Genomic DNA, 18106 nt, shown 5'->3' with positions numbered 1-18106 from the left:
CCGATCCGTGAATCGACGCCGAAACAGACCCCCGCCGACCCGGAGCCGGAGATCGTGACCCACACCCTGCAGGCTGCTCGAACCCCCTCGTCCCCGGCGCGCCGCGCCAGGGGGCGACGGGGGGACGCCCTCGCCGCCACCCTGTTCATCGCCCCCGGACTCTTCGCCTTCGTCCTCTTCGTGATCGTCCCCGCGATCGGCGGACTCGCGTTGAGCTTCTTCGACTGGAACCTCTTCTCCGCCCCGACCTTCGTGGGCATGAAGAACGTGACAAGGCTCTTCGGGGATCCCTACATGTGGCACTCCGCTCTCGTGTCGGTGCTGTTCGTCGTGATGGGGGTCATCCCCACGGTGCTCGGGGGCTTCGTGCTGGGAGTGATCGCCAGCGCGCAGGTGCCTGCAGCGGGCGTCATCCGCACCCTGTACTTCGCCCCCATGGTCGCCTCGAGCGCGGTGGCCGCGGTGTTGTGGTCCTCGATCTACAACCAGCGATCCGGACTGATCAATCAACTCCTCGCCACGGTGGGGATCGAGGGACCGAACTGGCTGAGCGATCCCATGCTCGCCCGCCCCGCGCTCGTGGTCGTGCTGATCTGGAGCTCCCTGCCCATCGTGACCATCCTCTACATCGCGGCGATCCAGAAGATCCCGGAAGACCTCTTCGATGCGGCAGCCCTCGACGGCGCCGGGCGGTGGCGGAAGCTGTGGAGCATCACCTGGCCCAGTGTGACGCCCACGACGATGGTCGTCGCCATCCTCATGCTCCTCACCTTCCTCAGCGGCACGCTCGAGTACGCCTTGCTGATGACGGATGGCGGACCGCTGGGGGAGACGACCTCGCTCGCCCTCTATTCGTACAAGATCGCCTTCGAGCGGAGGGACATCGGCTATGCGAGCGCGCTGGCGATGTTCCAGCTCGTGCTCATCGTCGTCGTGTTCCTCATCGGTCGCGCCGTCATGAAGGGAACGAGGTCCGCCCGATGAAGACCAAGAAGTCGGCGGTCGCCGCGCGGCTGACCCTGATGCTCGTCTGCGGGCTGGTGATGGCGGCACCGCTGCTGTTCATGATCTCCCGCTCCTTCATGACGCCGGCCGAGGTGTCCGCGTTGCCCCCCACGTTCGTCCCGGCCGGGCTGAACTGGGAGAACTACATCCAAGCGTTCGCGTACCTCAGCCCGCGGACGATCCTGAACTCGTTCATCGTCGCGATCGGGATCGTCCTGCTGCAGCTGCTGCTCGCGCTACCCGTCGCCTTCGCGCTCGCACTGATCCCCTTCCGCTGGTCGGGGACGATCCTGGCGATCCTCATCGTGCCGATGTTCATCCCGGGCAACCTGACGCTCATCCCGACGTTCGTGGTGACATATCAACTGGGGATGCTGGAGAGCTACGCCGGCATCATCGTCCCCATCGCCGGACAGATCGCCTTCGCCGTCATCCTCTTCCGGCAGTTCTTCGCCTCGCTGCCGGCGGGGATCGTCGAGGCCGCCCGGATCGACGGAGCCAGCTGGCCCCGCGTGTTCTGGTGGGTCACCCTCCCGCTGGCCAAGCCGATCATCGCGACGTACTGCTCGCTGACTTTCCTCACGGCCTGGAACATGTACATCTGGCCGCAGGTGGTCGCGACCGATCCTGACCTCGCCGTCATCAACGTCGCGCTCGCGCCGATCGCCGGAGCGTCGGCCTACACCTACGTGTCGCCGGCGGTGGGTCTCGCCGGCGCGACGCTCGGGATGCTCCCGGCGCTGATCGTCTTCCTGGCGATGCAGAAGTGGTACGTCCGCGGGATCGCCGCAGGAAGCGGCCTGGAGTGAGCGCCGCCATCGGGCAGGAAGACGCCGGCTCCGCCGGCGATGAGATCGAAGCGGGAGAAGGAGATGCAGGAATGAAGCGCGCGGCAGACAAGCAGGTGGTGGTCGGATCCGACTTCGCCGGGTTCGCACTCAAGGAGGCCGTGAAGGCGCATCTCGAGGAGCGAGGGTGGACGGTCGAGGACCTCACCCCGGTGGAGTCCGAGGCGCCGATGTACCACCGCGCCGGATTCCTGGTGGGCAGCCGCATCGCGGAGCGGGAGTACGACAAGGCGCTGGCCTTCTGCGGTAGCGGCATGGGTATCCACATCGCGGCATCGAAGGTGCCGCACGTGCACGCCGCGGTGGCCGAGACCGTTCCTTCGGCGCGACGGGCCGCGACCGCGAACAACGCCAATCTGCTCGCGATGGGAGCCTTCTACACCGGTCCTCGCCTCGCGATGGCGATGGCGGATGCCTTCCTGGAGTCCTCGCTCGGCGACGACTACGAGGAGTGGGACGGCTTCTACGAGTACCACCTGATCGGCTATGACGAGGTCGAGGATTTCGACTACCAGGCGTACAAGGCGAACGGCTTCGAGGTCCCGCATCCCCGTTCGGCGCGTCTCGGCCCCGAGCCCCGCGGCCTGGCTTACTGATCAGCGAGGTTGCCCCATGTCCTCGACGGATCCCCCCGTGCACGTTGTCGCCGTCGACCTCGGCGCGACGAGCGGTCGCGTGATGCTCGGCCGCGTCGGGCCCGAGATCCTCGAGCTGCGCGAGGTCTGCCGCATGCCCAATCGGCCGGCCGCGCCGGACGGTGTGCTGCGCTGGAACGTGCTCGGGCTGTGGGCGGGCATCCTGGATGGACTGGGCGTGGCGGGACGGGTGGCGGACATCCGCTCCGTCGGCGTCGATTCCTGGGGCGTCGACTACGGGCTCCAACGGAACGGCAGACTGCTCTCCGCCCCCGCGCACTACCGGGATCCGCGGCACGAACGCGCGGTGGATGCGGTGCACAGCCGGATGCCGCATGCGGACCAATACGCACGGACCGGTACGCAGTTCATGGCCATCAACACCGTCTACCAGCTCGCCGCCGATCAGGAGATGCTCGCGCTCGCGGATGTGGTGCTTCCGATCCCGTCCCTGTTCTCCGGCTGGCTCGGCGGCGCACCCGCAGCGGAACGGACCATCGCCTCGACGACGGGCATGCTCGCCCTCGACGGCGAGTGGGATCCCGCTACGCTCGCCGCGATCCCCGTCTCTGCGCGGCTCCTGCCGCCGGTGGTGTCGGCCGGGACGGTCGTGGGACGCGTGACGAGTCGGGTCGCGGATGCCGCAGGGCTCAGCGCCCGCCCTGATGTGGTCGCCGTCGCCGCGCACGACACCGCCTCCGCCGTGCTCGCGACTCCGCTCGAGGGGTCGGCGGCATTCATCTCCTGCGGCAGCTGGGGCCTGGTGGGCGTGGAGAGCCCGACGCCGGTCATCTCCGAGGACGCCCGGCGGGCGGGGATCACCAATGAGGCCGCGGTCGGCGGGGGATACCTCGTCTACCGCAACACGATGGGGCTGTGGCTGCTGAGCGAGGCGCAGCGGAGCTGGCGGCGGGCCGGGGCCGAGCTCTCGGTGGAGGAACTCGTGGCTCTGGCTTCGGCCGCGCCCGAGGGGCTCCCGACCGTGGATCTGGACGACCCGCTCTTCAGCGCCGGCGGCGACGTCGAGGCACTGATCGGCGAGTGGTGTGGCCTCCGCGGGATCCGCTCTCCACGAGGCCCGGCCGAGGTGACGCGATGCCTGCTGGAGTCTCTGGCCAGCGCCTTCGCCGAGGCGGCGTGGACGACCGCCCGGCTGGCATCCCGCCGGATCGAGGCGATCCATATCGTCGGCGGGGGCGCGCGCAACGACCTGCTCTGCCGGCTCCTGGCAGACCGCTCCGGACTGCCCGTCCTCGCCGGACCGGCCGAGGCCACTGCGATCGGCAATGTGCTGGTCCAGGCGATGAGCGCGGGTGCCATCGACGACTCGGTGCCGGAGATGCGCGCGCTCGTGCGGCGCACGCACCCCCCGACCCTCCATCTCCCGTGAACCGTTGCCGTACACCCGACCGAAGGAACTCCGTGAGCACCAGATACGCCCCCGACCTCGTCAGCGATGAGCTGCTCGATCTCACCCGACGTCTCGGCGCTCCCGAGCGTGATCTGGTGATCCTGGCGGAGGGGAACACCAGCGAACTCGTCGGCGACGAGATCGTCGTGAAGGCGTCGGGGGCGTCCATGCGAGACGCCGACCACTCGTCATTCGCCGCCGTCGACCTGGCGGCACTCGCCGATCTCATCGATGACCCGTCCGGCGATCAGGAGCAGCTGACCCGTGCGCTGGAGGAGGACGGCGGGGGATCGACGGTTCGGGCGTCGATCGAGACGATGGTGCACGTCGCCGTGCGGATGGTGTCGTCGGTGCGGTTCGTCGCGCACACTCATCCGACGCCGGTCCTGGCGCTGCTGGCGAGCGTCCGTTCGGAGAGCGCCTTCGCGGAGCCGGTCTACTCGGACGAGCTGATGGTCCTGGGGCGCTCGCTTCATGTGCCGTACGCCGAACCCGGTCTTCCCCTCGGGCGACTGTTCGCACGCCGTCTGCGCGAGCACCTCGATGAATGGGGCGAGGTCCCCTCGCTGGTGCTGCTCGGCAACCACGGGATCGTCGCGATCTCGCAGTCGGTCGAGGGAGCGGATGCGATCTCGGCGATGGCGGTGAAGAGCGCGAGGGTCCGGTTGGGGGCCCTGCAGGCCGGGGGGATCCGTGGCCTGGGCGAAGACGCGACGCGACACTACTTCGCACGATCCGATTTCGCCGACAGGCGAGCGGCGCTGTCGGCGACCGCGGAGGCAGCTCAGCTGCAGGAGGGAACGGCCTCATGAGCGCCGCACTGATCGATCTGCAGGTCTGCGGACGGGCGGAGCCGCTCGCGATCCCGGACCCCCGGCCGGTACTCTCCTGGCGCATCGAATCCACCCGTCGCGCGGTCACTCAGCTCGCGTACCGGATCGTCGTCACCACAGCTCGGGGTGAGGATGCCGAGCTCTGGGACTCCGGGTGGGTGGAGAGCGCCCGGAGCCACGGGATCCCGTACGAGGGACGCACTCTGCCTTCGGGGTCGAGGTTCACGTGGCGGGTCGCCGTGCGACTGAGCGACGGCACCGCCGCAGAGTCGGAGAGCGCCTTCGAGACGGGTCCGTCATCGCTGCTGTGGGATCGTGCACGATGGGTCGGCAGGCATCGTCAGGTCATGACACCGCACGACAACCACCCGGCGCCGTACGTGCGCGGCGCCTTCACCGTGCGCGACGGTGTCGTGCGCGCCAGGGCCTATGTCACGGCCGGCGGTCTGTTCGACCTCTGGTGCAACGGAACCCGCATCTCCGCCGGCGATTTCGGGCCGGGGTGGACCGACTACCGGGTCCGCGTGCCCTTCCACGGCCACGACATCACCGCCGCGCTCTCACCGGGCACGAGCGTCCTCGGAGCGATGCTCGGCGAAGGCTGGTTCAGCGGGTATGTCGGTCCGTTCGGCAAGCGAGCGGTCTGGGGCGAGTACCCGCTGCTGCGGGCCGTGGTGATCATCGAGTACGCCGACGGTTCCGTGCAGCACGAGGTCACCGGCTCCGACTGGGAGTGCACGACGGGTCCGATCCGCATGGCGGAGCTGCTGCACGGCTACCGGCAGGACAACAGGATCTCCCTGGGAGATTGGTCGGCGGCATTCGGCGGGTGGGATCCGGTGCAGGTCGAGGCGGGGCCGGCAGGAGATCTCGTCCCCGCGCGCATCCCGGTGGCCCGCATCGTCCGAGAGGTCCCCGCCGTCGCGGTGCTGCGCAGTCCGACGGGGTCGCCGATCCTGGACTTCGGGCAGAACCTGGCGGGTCGCGTGCGACTGAGACTGCGCGGGGAGCGCGGCACCATCGTCCGGCTTCGTCACGCGGAGATCCTCGACGAGGACGGCGCGCTCTATCTCGACAACCTCCGCGGCGCGGCGGCGACGGACGAGATCGTGCTCGCGGGTGGGGGAGAAGAGCTGCTCGACCCGATCTTCACCTACCACGGCTTCCGATTCGTCGAAGTGGACGGTGCGTTGCAGGAGCTCTCGATCGAGGATGCCACGGCCGTCGCCGTGTCGAGCCTCGACGGGATCTCCCTCGAGCTGCGTACCGACGACGAGATGCTCGACCGTATTCAGCGCAACCTGGAATGGGGCATGTTGAGCAACTTCATCGAGGTCCCCACGGATTGCCCCAACCGCGACGAGCGCCTGGGATGGGCCGGTGACGCGCAGATGTTCGCCCCCGTGGCGATGTACAACGGCGACGTCGAGGCCTTCCTCACGAAGTGGCTCGACGACATCGCCGATGCGCAGAAGCCCAACGGTGCTTTCGCCGACATCGCTCCCGGCGCCCTGGTCGACTTCGCCGAAGAGGGTGCGGCGGGCTACGGCGATGCCGGCGTGTTCCTGCCGTGGGATCTGTACCGGCATTACGGCGATCCTGGAGTGCTGCAGCGTCACTACGCGGGGATGACCCGCTGGCTGCGGTACATCGGCACGGTCAACCCCGACCACGTCTGGCGGCATCGCCGCAACACCGACTACGGAGACTGGCTGGCCACCGTCCCGACCGACAAGGCGCTCACCGCGACGGCGTACTGGGGGTACGCAGCTCGAGTGACCGCCGACGTCGCGCGCGTGATCGGGCTGACCGAGGAAGCCGACGCGCACGCCGCGCTCGCGGACGCCGTGGCGGAGGCATTCCGCGCAGAGTTCGTGGACGCCGACGGGCGCATCAAGGACGCCACGCAGACGGCGCTCGCTCTCGCGCTCGCGTTCGACCTGCTGCGTCCGGAGGATCGAGCTCAGGCCCGCGCCGATCTCGTGGCAGACGTCGAGGCTCGTGGTCACATCACCACCGGCTTCCTGGGCATCCGATGGATCTATCCGGTGCTCATCGACAGTGGACGCCCTGATCTCGTGCTCAGCACGCTGCTCCGCCGGGAGTCACCGTCACTCGCGAACCAGGTCGTGCGAGGAATGACGACGATCGGTGAGCACTGGACCGCGTGGGATGAGGCCGGGCACCTGATCGATCCCGCCATGAACTCGTTCAACCACTTCGCGCTGAGCTCCGGGTTCGACGGCGTGTACAGGGTCGTCGGCGGCGTCACCTCTCTCGCCCCGGGTTTCTCCGAGCTGCGGATCGCTCCGTACGTCTCCGGACCGATTCGTGGCTCCCGCTTCGCCTTCGAGGCACCGCCCGGTCGGATCGGCTGCGAGTGGAGCCGCCAGGGCGACGAACTGCGCCTCGCGGTCGATATCCCGGCCAACGTGAAAGCCGTGATCGAGATCCCCGCCGCCTCTGTGACGGTGCGGGAGGGCGAGGACGGCGTGCTCTCCGCGGAGCACACCGACGAGGCCGTGCAGGTCGTCGTCGGAAGTGGACACTACGAGTTCGAGTTCGGAGGAGTGCGATGACGGTCGAGGTCTCGGAGCTGCGGGTCGGAGGGCGTGCCGAAGCGCTCGCCGTTCAGGGTGCTCCCGTGTTCAGCTGGCAGCTCGTCTCTCCCGAGCGCGGAATCGTGCAGACCGCCTACCGGATCCGGGTGTACCGCGACGACAGGTCGGACGACCTCGTCTGGGACTCGGGAATGCGCGAGGGCGCGATGTCGCAGGACTCGTCGATGCCGGAGCAGGCGCTGGCGCCGGGTCGCGCGTACGCATGGAGCGTGGAGGTGCGGCACAACGGCGCGTCCGATGAGGCAGCCTCCGGCGATTCGCGTTTCGAGACATCCCCGGAGAGCGGTCTGTGGACCGACGCTCGGTGGATCACCCTGCGTCGGGACGACCATCAGCACGACGATCATCGTCCCGTCCCCTATCTGCGCCGCCTCATCGCGCCGCGGGGGCGCGTGGTCCGTGCCCGGATGCACGCCACAGCCGGCGGGATCTACGAGCTCTGGGCCGGCGGCGAGCGCATCACGCCCGGCTCCCTCGCTCCGGGATGGACGGACTACGACACGCGCGTGGCGTTCCACACCTACGACCTGACGCGACTCTTCGACGAGGAGGAAGCGGTCTACGTCGGTGCGGTCGTCGCGGACGGCTGGTACGCCGGTGGGGTCGGACCGTTCCACCGGAGGAATTTCTGGGGCAAGCGGCCCGTCTGGCGTGCCGTGCTCGTCCTGGACTATGAGGGCGGAGACACGGAGGTCATCGTCACGGATGAGTCCTGGGAAGCATCCTTCGGCGCGATCCAGGCCGCGGATCTCATCCAGGGCGAGGTCGTCGATGCCCGCAGGGATCTCGGCGACTGGACGAGGAGCGCAGGGCACGGGTGGAGGACCGTCGACATCGACCGCGGGCCCACGGGGAAGCTCGTGCCCTCGCCCATCGACGCCCCTCGCCCCATCGCCGAGCTGCCCGCGTTGTCGCGGCACGAGAGCACCGCGGGAAGCTTCGTCTATGACTTCGGGCAGAACTTCGCAGGGCACGTCCGTCTTCGGACGCGGGGCGCCCCGGGGACGATCGTCCGGCTGCGCCATGCGGAGGTCCTGGATGACGCAGGAGGCGTGTACCTCGCGAACCTCCGGGGAGCGCGCGCGGCCGACACCTTCATCCTGAGCGGCGCGGACGACGAGTTCGCCCCGACTTTCACCTCGCACGGTTTCCGCTATGTCGAGATCACCGGTCTGCCCACGCCGCCGGAACTCGATGCGGTGACCGGGGTCGCCGTGTCATCGGCGACCGATGACACGGGAACACTCGTGACCGACAACGCGCTGGTGAACACGATCGTGCGGAACACGCGCTGGAGCATGCGCAGCAACTTCATGGACGTGCCGACGGACTGTCCCGCCCGCGATGAGAGGGTCGGCTGGACCGGGGACGGCCAGGTCTTCGCATCGACCGCATGCTGGCTCGCCGACGTACAGAACTTCTTCTCGAAATGGATGGACGACATCCTCGATGCCGTGCCGGATTCCGGCGCCGTTCCCGACATCGCACCCGCGAAGGGCCTGCTCGGGCGGCTCACGTACACGGGGGACGGATCGTCCGGCTACGCCGAGTCGGTCCTGATCATCCCGTGGGCGGTCTATGAGTACTACGGCGACGCGACCCTCATCGCGCGTGCCTACGATGCGGGCGCCCGCTGGGTCTCCTACGTGGAGCATCGCCTGAACGATCTCGTCTGGAGAACGAACCGCAACACGGACTACGGCGACTGGCTCGCTCCGGTCGAAACGCCGAAAGACCTCACAGCGACGGCGTACTTCAACCTGGCCGTGCAGCTCATGGCCAGATCGGCCCGCGTTCTCGACCGGCACGACGATGCCCGCAGGTACGAGGAACTCAGCGTGCGCGCGGCGGCGGCCTTCCGCGCGGCCTTCGTCGCGCCCGACGGCACGATGCCCGCCGGTAGCCAGGCGGCGTACGTGCTCGCGCTCGCCTTCGACCTCCTGCTGCCCGATCAGCGCGCGATCGCCGCCGAAGCACTGGCCGCCGACGTCGAGAGCCGCGGGCATCTGACGACCGGATTCCTGTCGATCGCCCACCTGCTGCCGACGCTGAGCGCGATCGGGCGTTCCGACCTCGCCTACCGGCTGATGCTGAACGAGGACTATCCGTCGTGGGGTCACGAGATCGCTCACGGCGCCACGACCATCTGGGAGCGGTGGGACGGGTGGAGTGAGTCCGGCTACCAGGATCCGCTGATGAACTCCTTCAACCACTACGCCTTCGGCTCGGTGACCGACTGGCTGTTCCGGGTGGTGGGTGGAATCGCGCCGGCCGCGCCCGGTTTCGCGCGGGTGCGCATCGCCCCCCAGCCGGGTGAAGGGGTGACGAACGCGTCAGCCGAGTTCCGATCCGTGCGGGGCCTCATCACCGTGCAATGGCGGCTGACGACCGATGCGTTCGAATGCGACATCCGGGTACCCGCCAACGTGACCGCCGAAGTCGTCCTGCCCGCGATCGCGATCGTGGAACACGGCGTCGTGCTGGAGGACGCGCCCGGGGTCTCCGACGTGGTCGCGGCGGAGGGGGGAACGGCATTCGTACTCGGCTCAGGGCAGTACTCGTTCCGAGGGGAGGTGCGGACCCGTGTCGATGCATGACGGAGGTGAGCTGCGATGGGTCACCGGCTGGACGGCGTCTCTCAGCGGAGCCGGAGGCACTTTCGCCGGCCCCGACGCGACGATCCGGCAGACGATGCGGATGGCCTGGGGTGGCGATGCCGTCCGCATCCGCATCTCGAACCCCTACTCCTACGCGCCGCTGCGGGTCGATGCCGTCTCGATCGGACTCCCCGGATCCACCCTCCCGGACATCGCGGGAGAGCCCGTCGCGCTGCGTTTCCGCGGCGCCGCCGGTGTGCTCGTGCACCCGGGCGACGCCGTGTGGAGCGATCCCGCAGCACTGGAGGTGCCGACGCGCGGCGAGGTCGTGATCTCGATCCTCGTGAGTGCCCCGACGGAGGTCTCCGCCCATCCGTGGGGGAACCGCTTCTCCTGGACGACGATGGGTGCGGTCGGTGATCTCACGGCCGAGTCGGCGGGCGCGGCCTTCCGGCCGTGGACGACGGGGTCGGCGTGGGTGGATGCGATCGATGTGCGCACCTCGGGCGCCGGGTCCATCGTCGCGATCGGTGACTCGATCACGGACGGCGCCGGGGCGGACTTCGGCACGGACACTCGCTGGACCGATCTGTTGTCGGAGCGGACACTAGCGCTCGACGCGGCCGATCCCCGACGGCTCGGCATCGTGAACGCGGGGATCGGGGGCAACACGGTGGCCGGCTTCGGCAACAGCGAGGTCGGGCCCAACGTCGTCTCCCGGTTGGAACGCGATGCCCTGAGTCTGTCCGGGATCCGGGCCGTGATCATCGCGGCGGGTTCGAACGATCTCTACCTCGGCGGAACGGCCGACGCCCTGATCGCGGAGTGGGAACGGATTGCGGAGCGCATCCACGTCCGCGGGATGCGCGCGCTGATCGCGACCATCGTCCCTCGAGGCGGCGGCTACGGCTGGGCCGCGCCGATGGAACGCGAACGCGAGCGCGCCAATGCCTGGATCCACCGGCAATCGGTCTACGACGGCGTGATCGATTTCGTTCCTGCGCTCGATGACCCGCAGGAGCCGGGGAGCCTGCGCCCCGACCTGGACGCGGACGGCACGCATCCGAACTCGAAGGGGTACCGCGCGATGGCGGATGGCGTCGATCTCGACGTCCTGATCTGACTCCGGCGCTGGTTCTCCCTGCGCCGTCGAGCGGCTCGACCGAGTCGCTCACTCTCACAACAAAGGAGTTGCAATGAGAAACGATGATCGAGCGACGGCGACGTCGCCAGGTATTGCTCGGCGGGCCGCACTGGGAGTCGTCGTCGGCGGTGCAGCCTCTGCGCTCGCACTTGGGACCGGGGGCGCCGCAGCCCATGCAGCGACCACTCTGACATCGATCGGGTCTTTCGCGGCGCTCGCGGCGCTTCCGATCACCGCACCCATGGAGCCGGTGGTGGTGCTCGGAAGGGCGGCGATCGGAGACGGTGGCGAGGGGGTGTTCGTCTGGGACGCGGCGGCTGCGGCGAGCAGTGCCGACGGAGGGACACGGCTTGCGTCGACGGCGTCCACGACAGGTGTGTGGCGGCGTCAGATGGACGGCGACGACCGGATGAGTGCGCGGTGGTTCGGGGTGAAGGCGGATGGCACCGCCGACGACACCGCGGCATTCCAGAGCGCGGTCAACGCCGCCGTACGCGCCGGTGCGGTGCTCATGGCGCCCGCCGGCACCATCCGCATCACGAGCACCGTGACGGTGCCGGCGGTCGGGACCTCCCGACGGCTCTTCATCCAGGGGGCCGGCCAGGTCCAGACACGGTTCCGTCTCTCCGCCTCGGGTCGATTCGACTTCGACCTCGGAGTCAGCTCGGAGTGGGACAACGGGCATCTCGTCCTGCGTGACTTCGCCGTCCTCTGCGATTCCGCAGAGACGATCACCGCGGTCACCGCGCGGTTCGCACGCGTCAGCGGGGCCACGGCGCAGACGTCGATCATCGAGAACGTCGAAGTCGTCGGTGTCAGCGACACCACGGGTCCGAAGGTCGCCTTCCATCTGGTGGATGCGAGTGCCCTGCGGTTCCGCGGCTCTCGCATCCAGGGGCGTCGCAGCGGGGGCGGGAGCGATACCGTCGGCGTGCTGCTGTCCGGTGGATCGATTCCCGTGGAGATCTATCTCTCGGAGATCAACGTGTACTTCATGAACACGGCATTCCTCGTCGACGGGACGGCGGACCGTCGTCTCGAGGGCGTGCATCTGGACAAGTGCGCGGCGGTGGCCTGCGCCTACGGGGTCACGGCGAATGCGGCCCCGACCGACCAGTCGCTGTGGATCAAGGTCTCGCAGTCCCACTTCAACTGCACGAAGGGCGCGATCTCGACGAGCAACTACGGGAACATCCTCTTCACGGGCAACCTGATCTACGGCCTTCCCGCCGGCGGTGCGTCCGTGGCGTTCCTCGCCGTGAGCGTGTCCAACGGCGGCGGCTCCGGGGTGGGGCACCTCAGCATGATCGCCGACAACATCATCGAGTACGCGGGGAGCACGACCGCGGCGAAGAACGGCATCCTGATCGCCGGAGGCGCGTCGGAGGATTCGATCCTCATCTCCAACAACATCCTCGCCTTCTTCGACACGGCGATCTGGTTGGCGCCGACCGCGAACCGGGTCGCGATCGCCGCGACCAACATGTTCAAGAGCAACACGACGCCCACCTTGAATCAGGGCTCCAACAACGTCGTCGCTCCCGCGCTGGTGACCTGGTGAACGGCGAGCGCGGCGTCATGGATGCCGACGGCGACAGGACTCCGGGCCGCGGCATCGACCGACGCACCGTGCTTCGGGGCTCCCTCGTCGCCGGTGTCATCGGCGCGATCGGCTTCCCCTCCGCCGCATCGGCCACGCCAGGCGGGGGTGCCACTGCGGCCTCGACGACGGTGAGAGCGGCAGGGTTGCCGGCGGGCGCATCCCGTGCTCTGCAGATCGGTGCCTTCTGGCCGCCGCCCGCGGCGCTCCTGAACGCCACGCAGTACGACTGGCTGCGTGATGCGTATGTGACCGTGCTGCAGAACGTCGTCGGCAACGATCTGAACTCCGCCGCCCTCAACCACCAGATGCTCACCCTGGCCGGAGCCAGGGGGATGAAGGTCGTCGTCGCCGACACCAACAGCGCCGGATTGAAGACGAATCCGGCGCTCGCCGCCACCATCGCGAGCGAGTACGGCGGCGATCCCGCGCTCTTCGGCTTCTACGTCAAGGACGAGCCGCTGCACACGGAGTTCGCCGCATACGCCGCTGCGTATCGGAGGTTCCTCATGGAGGCTCCGCAGTATGAGCCGCTGCTCAACCTCCTTCCGATGACGGTCTACAACGCCGACTACGAGAACTATCTCGAGGGCTGGATCGGCGCCGTCGGCGCCTCGTACGTCAAACGGCTCGCCTACGACCGGTACCCCTGGCCCACGACGGGTGGGATACACAGCGACTGGTTCGAGAACGTCGAGATCGTGCGGCACTCGGCGCTTCGGCACAACCTGCCGACCGGTGCCTACCTCCAGTCGGTCGGCATCCCCGGCGGACTGCGCAGGCCCACCGAGATCGAGATGCGCTACAACGCCCATGCGTACCTCGCGTACGGATTCGGTGCACTGTACTGGTTCACCTGGGCGACGCCCGAGAATCGCTCCGAGCCGTTCACGAACGCCATCATCGCTCCGAATGGCACGAAGACCGACCTGTACGCCCCCGTGCAGGCGATCGGTCGATCGCTGACGAACCTGGGCACCGTCACCGCCGCAGCGACCTCGCAGGCGGTCTACCACTCCGGGGTGATGGCGACGGGCACGCTTCCGGTCCCTGCGAACTCCTTCTGGCGTCCGGTGACCTCTACAGTGAACGTCATCGTCTCGCATTTCGTCGGCGACGGCGGCCGTCGGTACGTGCTGATCGTGGATCGAACCCTGGACGCCGGGTCGAAGACTCTGCAGTTCGCTACGGAGAAGAACCTCGCCGCAGTCAACGAGGTCTCCTCGACGACCGGTCTGGAGACGCCGGCGGCGTACAACGCCGGCACGGGTGTCGTCACGGCGAGCTTCCTGGCGGGCGAGGCCCGCCTGTTCGCCCTTCCGGCGGGATTCTCCCGGGACTGGAACCTTGCGGCCGGCCGGCCGGTCTCCGCCTCGACCTCCGTCGAAGCGTGGAGCTTCTCGAAGGCAGGCGTCGTCGACGGAAACACGGCGACGTGCTGGTCCAGCGAGGGAAACGTCCTGACGGATCACGAGGAGTGGGTCTCGGTCGACCTCGGTGGTGTGCACGTGGTGAACGCGATCCGGCTCACTCCTCGCATGGACACCCCCGGCGAGGGCTTCCCCCTCGACTTCGTCGTGGAGGTCTCGAAGAACGGGACGAGCTGGACAGGCGTGGTCAACAGAGTCGCGGTGCCCCAGCCCACGGCCGCCGTCGAGTACGGTTTCGGACGTCAGCCCGCCCGCTACGTGCGGGTGCGGGGCACGAAGCTGCGGCCGCTCGCTATCGAGGCGAACCACTACCGTCTGCAGCTCTCGGAGATCGAGGTCTACCACCGGGTCGCATCGTCGCCGAGTATCGGGCTGTTCTCGGATGACTTCTCGGGCGACCTGCGGAAATGGGTCAACGCGCGCAATTGCTCGGTGTCGGGCGGCAAGCTCACCGTCACCGCGGCTGAGGACATCCGCAACGCCAACGGCGGGCTCGACTGGAAGGACTACGCGGTCGAGGCGACGCTGAGGGTCGACCGGGCGCGGATCGGGCTCGTCTTCCGATGCAGCGATGCCGCCAACTTCTACATGTGGCAGCTGGGTGCAGACGGGGCGCTGCGTCCGCACGTCAAGATCGCCGGTGCGTGGACCCTGCTGAAGACCGTCACCGGCGTGGTGCCGAGCGGTGACTTCACCGTTCGCGTCGATGCGGTCGGCTCGACGTTCACCACGCGGATCAACGGCACGGTGGTCGATGTGACGACGCACGCGGCGCACGTGCGAGGGAACATCGGATTCCGAGCCGACACCGCGGTGGAGGGAGGGTCGATCGACACCGTCAGCGTCGTGGAGCTGTGAGGCACGTGACGGAGCTCTCGGACATGCGCCCTGCGGTGCGCCACCGCCGCCGACTCTGGCGCCCACGCGCAGGATCGAGGATGATGTCGATCATCGCCTCGACACCGTGAACGAAAGGGCGCACCGCCATGATGACGAACCTCACGATCGGGACTGTTCTCGGCGATGCCGATGCAAAGGCCGACCTCGACGCGCGGCGTTTCAACCGCCACACCTTCTGGGTCGGTCAGAGCGGGAGCGGCAAGACCTATGCGCTCGGTGTGCTCCTGGAGCAGCTGCTGCTGGAGACCGAGCTGCCGATGCTCATCCTCGACCCGAACGGCGACTTCACCCGGTTGCGCGAGACGAGGGCCACGGCGAACGAGGCGGATGCGTCCCGGATCGCCGAGGCCGACATCCGGGTGTTCCGTTCGGGCGCGGGTGCGGGCGACGGCGATCGGCTGCACGTGCGCTTCGTCGATCTGGTGCCCTCATCGAAGGCGGCCGTGCTGCGGATGGATCCCATCGCCGACGCCGAGGAGTACAACGCCCTGATCCATGTCGAACAGGAGGCCGAGAGCTTCGATGCGCGCGACATGCTCCCCGATCTGCGCGCCTCGAACGACCCGGCCCGGGTGGGACTCGCGAACCGGATGGAGAACCTGCAGGTCCTGGACTGGGAGCTGTGGTCGCGCGGTGCCGTATCGGTGGTGGACACGATCGACCAGCGCCCGCGCGCGACGGTCCTCGACCTCGGCGGCTTCGAGCACCGGCCGGAGCCCAAGGTCGCCGCGCTCGCCGTGCTCGAGCACCTGTGGTCCCGGCGCGAGGAGCGGCGGCCGATACTCATCGTGATCGACGAGGCGCACAACCTCTGCTCGCCGAATCCGGAGACGGCGGTCGAGCGAGCCCTCACGGAGCAGCTGGTGCAGATCGCCGCCGAGGGGCGCAAGTTCGGGCTCTGGTTGCTGCTCTCCACCCAGCGGCCGACGAAGATCCACCCCAACGTCCTCTCGCAGTGCGACAACCTCGCGCTGATGCGGGTCAATGCACCCCGAGACCTCGCCGAACTCGCCGACGTGTTCGGCTTCGCCTCGGAGGAGGCCATCCGGCGCTCCGCGCAGTTCGTGCAGGGGCAGGCACTGTTCGCCGGGGGTTTCATCGCCGAGCCCACGTTCGTGCAGATGGGCGAGCGGCTCACCGAAGAGGCCGGCGGCGACGTGAAGGTCCCGCTGCGAGCGGACGCCTGACCGGAATCACCGCCGGCGCGGAATCCCCCCGTGCGGCGCAGGCCCTCACGTCGTCGTTCGTCAGCCGACGCCACCCACCAGCATGGGGGAGCGGAGGCTGTTCGCGGCGGCGATCACGGCCGACATGGTGGCCGCCAGCACGGAGCGGCCTCGCCCGGCCGTCCAGCGGCTTCCCTCCGAGTCGCGGTGCTCCACCAGGGTCAGCGCGTCGCTGTCATTGCCGGAGCCGACGCTCGTCTGATGCAGGCTGACCACATCGACGCGGATGCCGTGGGCGTCGAGTGCGGCGGTGAGCGCCTCGACGGGGCCGACCTCGGTGTGGTCCGTGACGTGCTCGCGTCCGTCGATGCGCAGCGTGATGCCGGTGTGGGTGCGCCCGCCGTTCTCGGCGATGTCGTAGGAGACGAGGTCGACGGCCGTGGAGGCCTGCCGGATGTAGGTGGCCCCGAACACGTCCCACAGCTCGGCGGCCGTGATCTCGGCTCCCGTCGCATCCGCGTGGCGCTGCACGTGGCGGGCGAAGTCGATCTGCAGGCGCCGGGGCAGCTCGACGCCGTACTCGGTCTCCAACAGGTAGGCGATGCCGCCCTTGCCGGATTGCGAGTTCACACGGATCACCGCGTCGTAGTCGCGTCCGATGTCGGCGGGATCGATCGGCAGGTAGGGAACCCGCCACTCGACCTCGTGCTCCGGGCGCCCGTTCGCCGCCGCACGGGCGCGGTGCTCGGCGAAGCCCTTCTTGATCGCGTCCTGATGGGTTCCGCTGAACGCCGTGTGCACGAGGTCACCCACGTACGGATGCCGGGCGTGCACCTCGATCCGGTTGCAGTACTCGACCGTGCGGCGGATCTCGTCGATGTCCGAGAAGTCGATCATCGGGTCGATGCCCTGCGCGTGCAGGTTCAGCGCGAGGGTCGCGATGTCGACGTTGCCCGTGCGCTCACCGTTTCCGAAGATGCAGCCTTCGACCCGCTGCGCTCCGGCGAGCACGGCCAGCTCTGCGCAGGCGATGCCGGTGCCGCGATCATTGTGCGGGTGCACCGAGAGGATCACCGCGTCACGGCGAGCCAGGTTCTTGTGCATGTACTCGATCTGGTCGGCGTACACGTTGGGCGTCGCCACCTCGACCGTCGCCGGCAGGTTCAGGATCACGGACCGCTCGGGCGTCGCATCCCACAGGTCGGTCATGGCGTCGCAGATGTCCAGGACGTAGTCGGGCTCGGTGAGGTTGAACACCTCGGGCGAGAACTCGAACCGCACGTTCGGCAGATCGCCGGCGAACTCGCGCACGTCGCGACCGCCTGCGAGGATGAGCTGCTTCAGATCGGCTTCGCCGTAGCCGAGGACCATGTCGCGCCAGGCCGGAGCCGTCGCGGTGTACATGTGGATCACGACCGGATTGCGGATGCCGCGGATCGAGGCGACCGTGCGCTCGATGAGGTCACGGCGAGCCGGGGTGAAGACGACGATGGTCACGTCGTCCGGCGCGATGTCGCTCTCGGCGATGAGGCGGACGAAGTCGTGATCCGTCTGCGACGCCGAGGGGTACCCGACCTCGATCTCCTTGTAGCCCATCGAGACCATCAGATCGAAGAAGCGCCGTTTCCGCTCGGGGTCCATCGGCTCGGCGAGCGCCTGGTTGCCGTCGCGCAGATCGACCGGCACCCACAGGGGAGCAGCAGTCAGACGGTGCGTGGGCCAGTCGCGCTCGATCACGGGAACTTCCACTCGCGAGAACACATCGCGGTACCGGTGCGACGGCATCTGCGAGTGCCGTTGCCGGTTCCAGGACGGTGCGTGTGCGGGTACCGGGCCGGCGGGCGTGGAGATGCGGGAGGAGGGGGTCGTGGTCATGGCGGTGCTGCTTCCTTCGTCAGAGAGGCGACCGGCGCATG

12 protein-coding genes are annotated in these 18106 nt (G+C 68.5%); 11 read left to right on the top strand and 1 reads right to left on the bottom strand.

Annotated elements, in window-relative coordinates; genetic code table 11:
* The first annotated feature begins 54 nt into the window (after positions 1–54).
* The 11 genes from BQ2383_RS18765 (at position 55) to BQ2383_RS18715 (ending at position 16211) form a co-directional block, all read left to right on the top strand.
* A complete protein-coding gene (locus BQ2383_RS18765; protein WP_140403387.1) occupies positions 55–984 on the top strand; it encodes a carbohydrate ABC transporter permease in 930 nt (309 codons plus the stop codon).
* Positions 981–1814, top strand: coding sequence for a carbohydrate ABC transporter permease (locus tag BQ2383_RS18760; protein WP_091037430.1), 834 nt, complete (start codon positions 981–983; stop codon positions 1812–1814). Before BQ2383_RS18765 ends, BQ2383_RS18760 begins: the two co-directional genes overlap by 4 nt.
* Entirely contained in the window at positions 1811–2449 is a 639-nt protein-coding gene (locus tag BQ2383_RS18755; RefSeq protein WP_244176054.1) for an RpiB/LacA/LacB family sugar-phosphate isomerase, read from the top strand. The genes BQ2383_RS18760 and BQ2383_RS18755 overlap by 4 nt, the downstream gene beginning before the upstream one ends.
* A 37-nt stretch (positions 2450–2486) precedes the next feature.
* On the top strand, positions 2487–3878 hold the full coding sequence (locus BQ2383_RS18750; protein WP_244176053.1) for a rhamnulokinase: 1392 nt from the start codon (positions 2487–2489) through the stop codon (positions 3876–3878).
* A gap of 32 nt (positions 3879–3910) precedes the next feature.
* Positions 3911–4711 (top strand): class II aldolase/adducin family protein, encoded by an 801-nt coding sequence (locus tag BQ2383_RS18745; RefSeq protein WP_091037426.1) that lies wholly within the window; start codon positions 3911–3913, stop codon positions 4709–4711.
* Positions 4708–7311, top strand: a complete 2604-nt coding sequence (locus tag BQ2383_RS18740) for an alpha-L-rhamnosidase (RefSeq protein WP_091037423.1) — start codon at positions 4708–4710, stop codon at positions 7309–7311. Before BQ2383_RS18745 ends, BQ2383_RS18740 begins: the two co-directional genes overlap by 4 nt.
* Positions 7308–9950 (top strand): family 78 glycoside hydrolase catalytic domain, encoded by a 2643-nt coding sequence (locus tag BQ2383_RS18735; RefSeq protein ID WP_091037420.1) that lies wholly within the window; start codon positions 7308–7310, stop codon positions 9948–9950. The genes BQ2383_RS18740 and BQ2383_RS18735 overlap by 4 nt, the downstream gene beginning before the upstream one ends.
* Positions 9943–11073: a GDSL-type esterase/lipase family protein gene (locus BQ2383_RS18730; protein ID WP_244176064.1), complete on the top strand. Its 1131-nt coding sequence runs from the start codon at positions 9943–9945 to the stop codon at positions 11071–11073. Before BQ2383_RS18735 ends, BQ2383_RS18730 begins: the two co-directional genes overlap by 8 nt.
* Positions 11074–11146: 73 nt before the next feature.
* Positions 11147–12655, top strand: a complete 1509-nt coding sequence (locus BQ2383_RS18725; protein WP_140403386.1) for a glycosyl hydrolase family 28-related protein — start codon at positions 11147–11149, stop codon at positions 12653–12655.
* Complete coding sequence (locus tag BQ2383_RS18720) at positions 12652–14982, top strand: discoidin domain-containing protein (RefSeq protein ID WP_091037414.1); 2331 nt, start codon at positions 12652–12654, stop codon at positions 14980–14982. The genes BQ2383_RS18725 and BQ2383_RS18720 overlap by 4 nt, the downstream gene beginning before the upstream one ends.
* Before the next feature lie 128 nt (positions 14983–15110).
* Positions 15111–16211, top strand: coding sequence for an ATP-binding protein (locus tag BQ2383_RS18715; RefSeq protein WP_244176052.1), 1101 nt, complete (start codon positions 15111–15113; stop codon positions 16209–16211).
* A 60-nt stretch (positions 16212–16271) separates the two neighbouring features.
* Here the strand turns inward: BQ2383_RS18715 and BQ2383_RS18710 are convergent, their stop codons facing one another.
* Positions 16272–18065, bottom strand: a complete 1794-nt coding sequence (locus tag BQ2383_RS18710) for a 2-isopropylmalate synthase (RefSeq protein ID WP_091037411.1) — start codon at positions 18063–18065, stop codon at positions 16272–16274.
* Positions 18066–18106 lie beyond the last annotated feature (41 nt).

The organism is Microbacterium oxydans (assembly GCF_900095745.1).
Lineage (GTDB): Bacteria > Actinomycetota > Actinomycetes > Actinomycetales > Microbacteriaceae > Microbacterium > Microbacterium oxydans_B.
Note: the sequence above shows the minus strand (reverse complement) of the source record. Positions and strands in the feature narration are given on the sequence as shown.

Bases quoted from the DNA above. Each gene is read 5' to 3' on its own strand.
- BQ2383_RS18760 (WP_091037430.1), top strand. From the start codon at position 981: ATGAAGACCAAGAAGTCGGCGGTCGCCGCGCGGCTGACCCTGATGCTC.
- BQ2383_RS18740 (WP_091037423.1), top strand. From the start codon at position 4,708: ATGAGCGCCGCACTGATCGATCTGCAGGTCTGCGGACGGGCGGAGCCG.
- BQ2383_RS18735 (WP_091037420.1), top strand. From the start codon at position 7,308: ATGACGGTCGAGGTCTCGGAGCTGCGGGTCGGAGGGCGTGCCGAAGCG.
- BQ2383_RS18730 (WP_244176064.1), top strand. From the start codon at position 9,943: ATGCATGACGGAGGTGAGCTGCGATGGGTCACCGGCTGGACGGCGTCT.
- BQ2383_RS18725 (WP_140403386.1), top strand. From the start codon at position 11,147: ATGAGAAACGATGATCGAGCGACGGCGACGTCGCCAGGTATTGCTCGG.
- BQ2383_RS18715 (WP_244176052.1), top strand. From the start codon at position 15,111: ATGATGACGAACCTCACGATCGGGACTGTTCTCGGCGATGCCGATGCA.
- BQ2383_RS18710 (WP_091037411.1), bottom strand. From the start codon at position 18,065: ATGACCACGACCCCCTCCTCCCGCATCTCCACGCCCGCCGGCCCGGTA.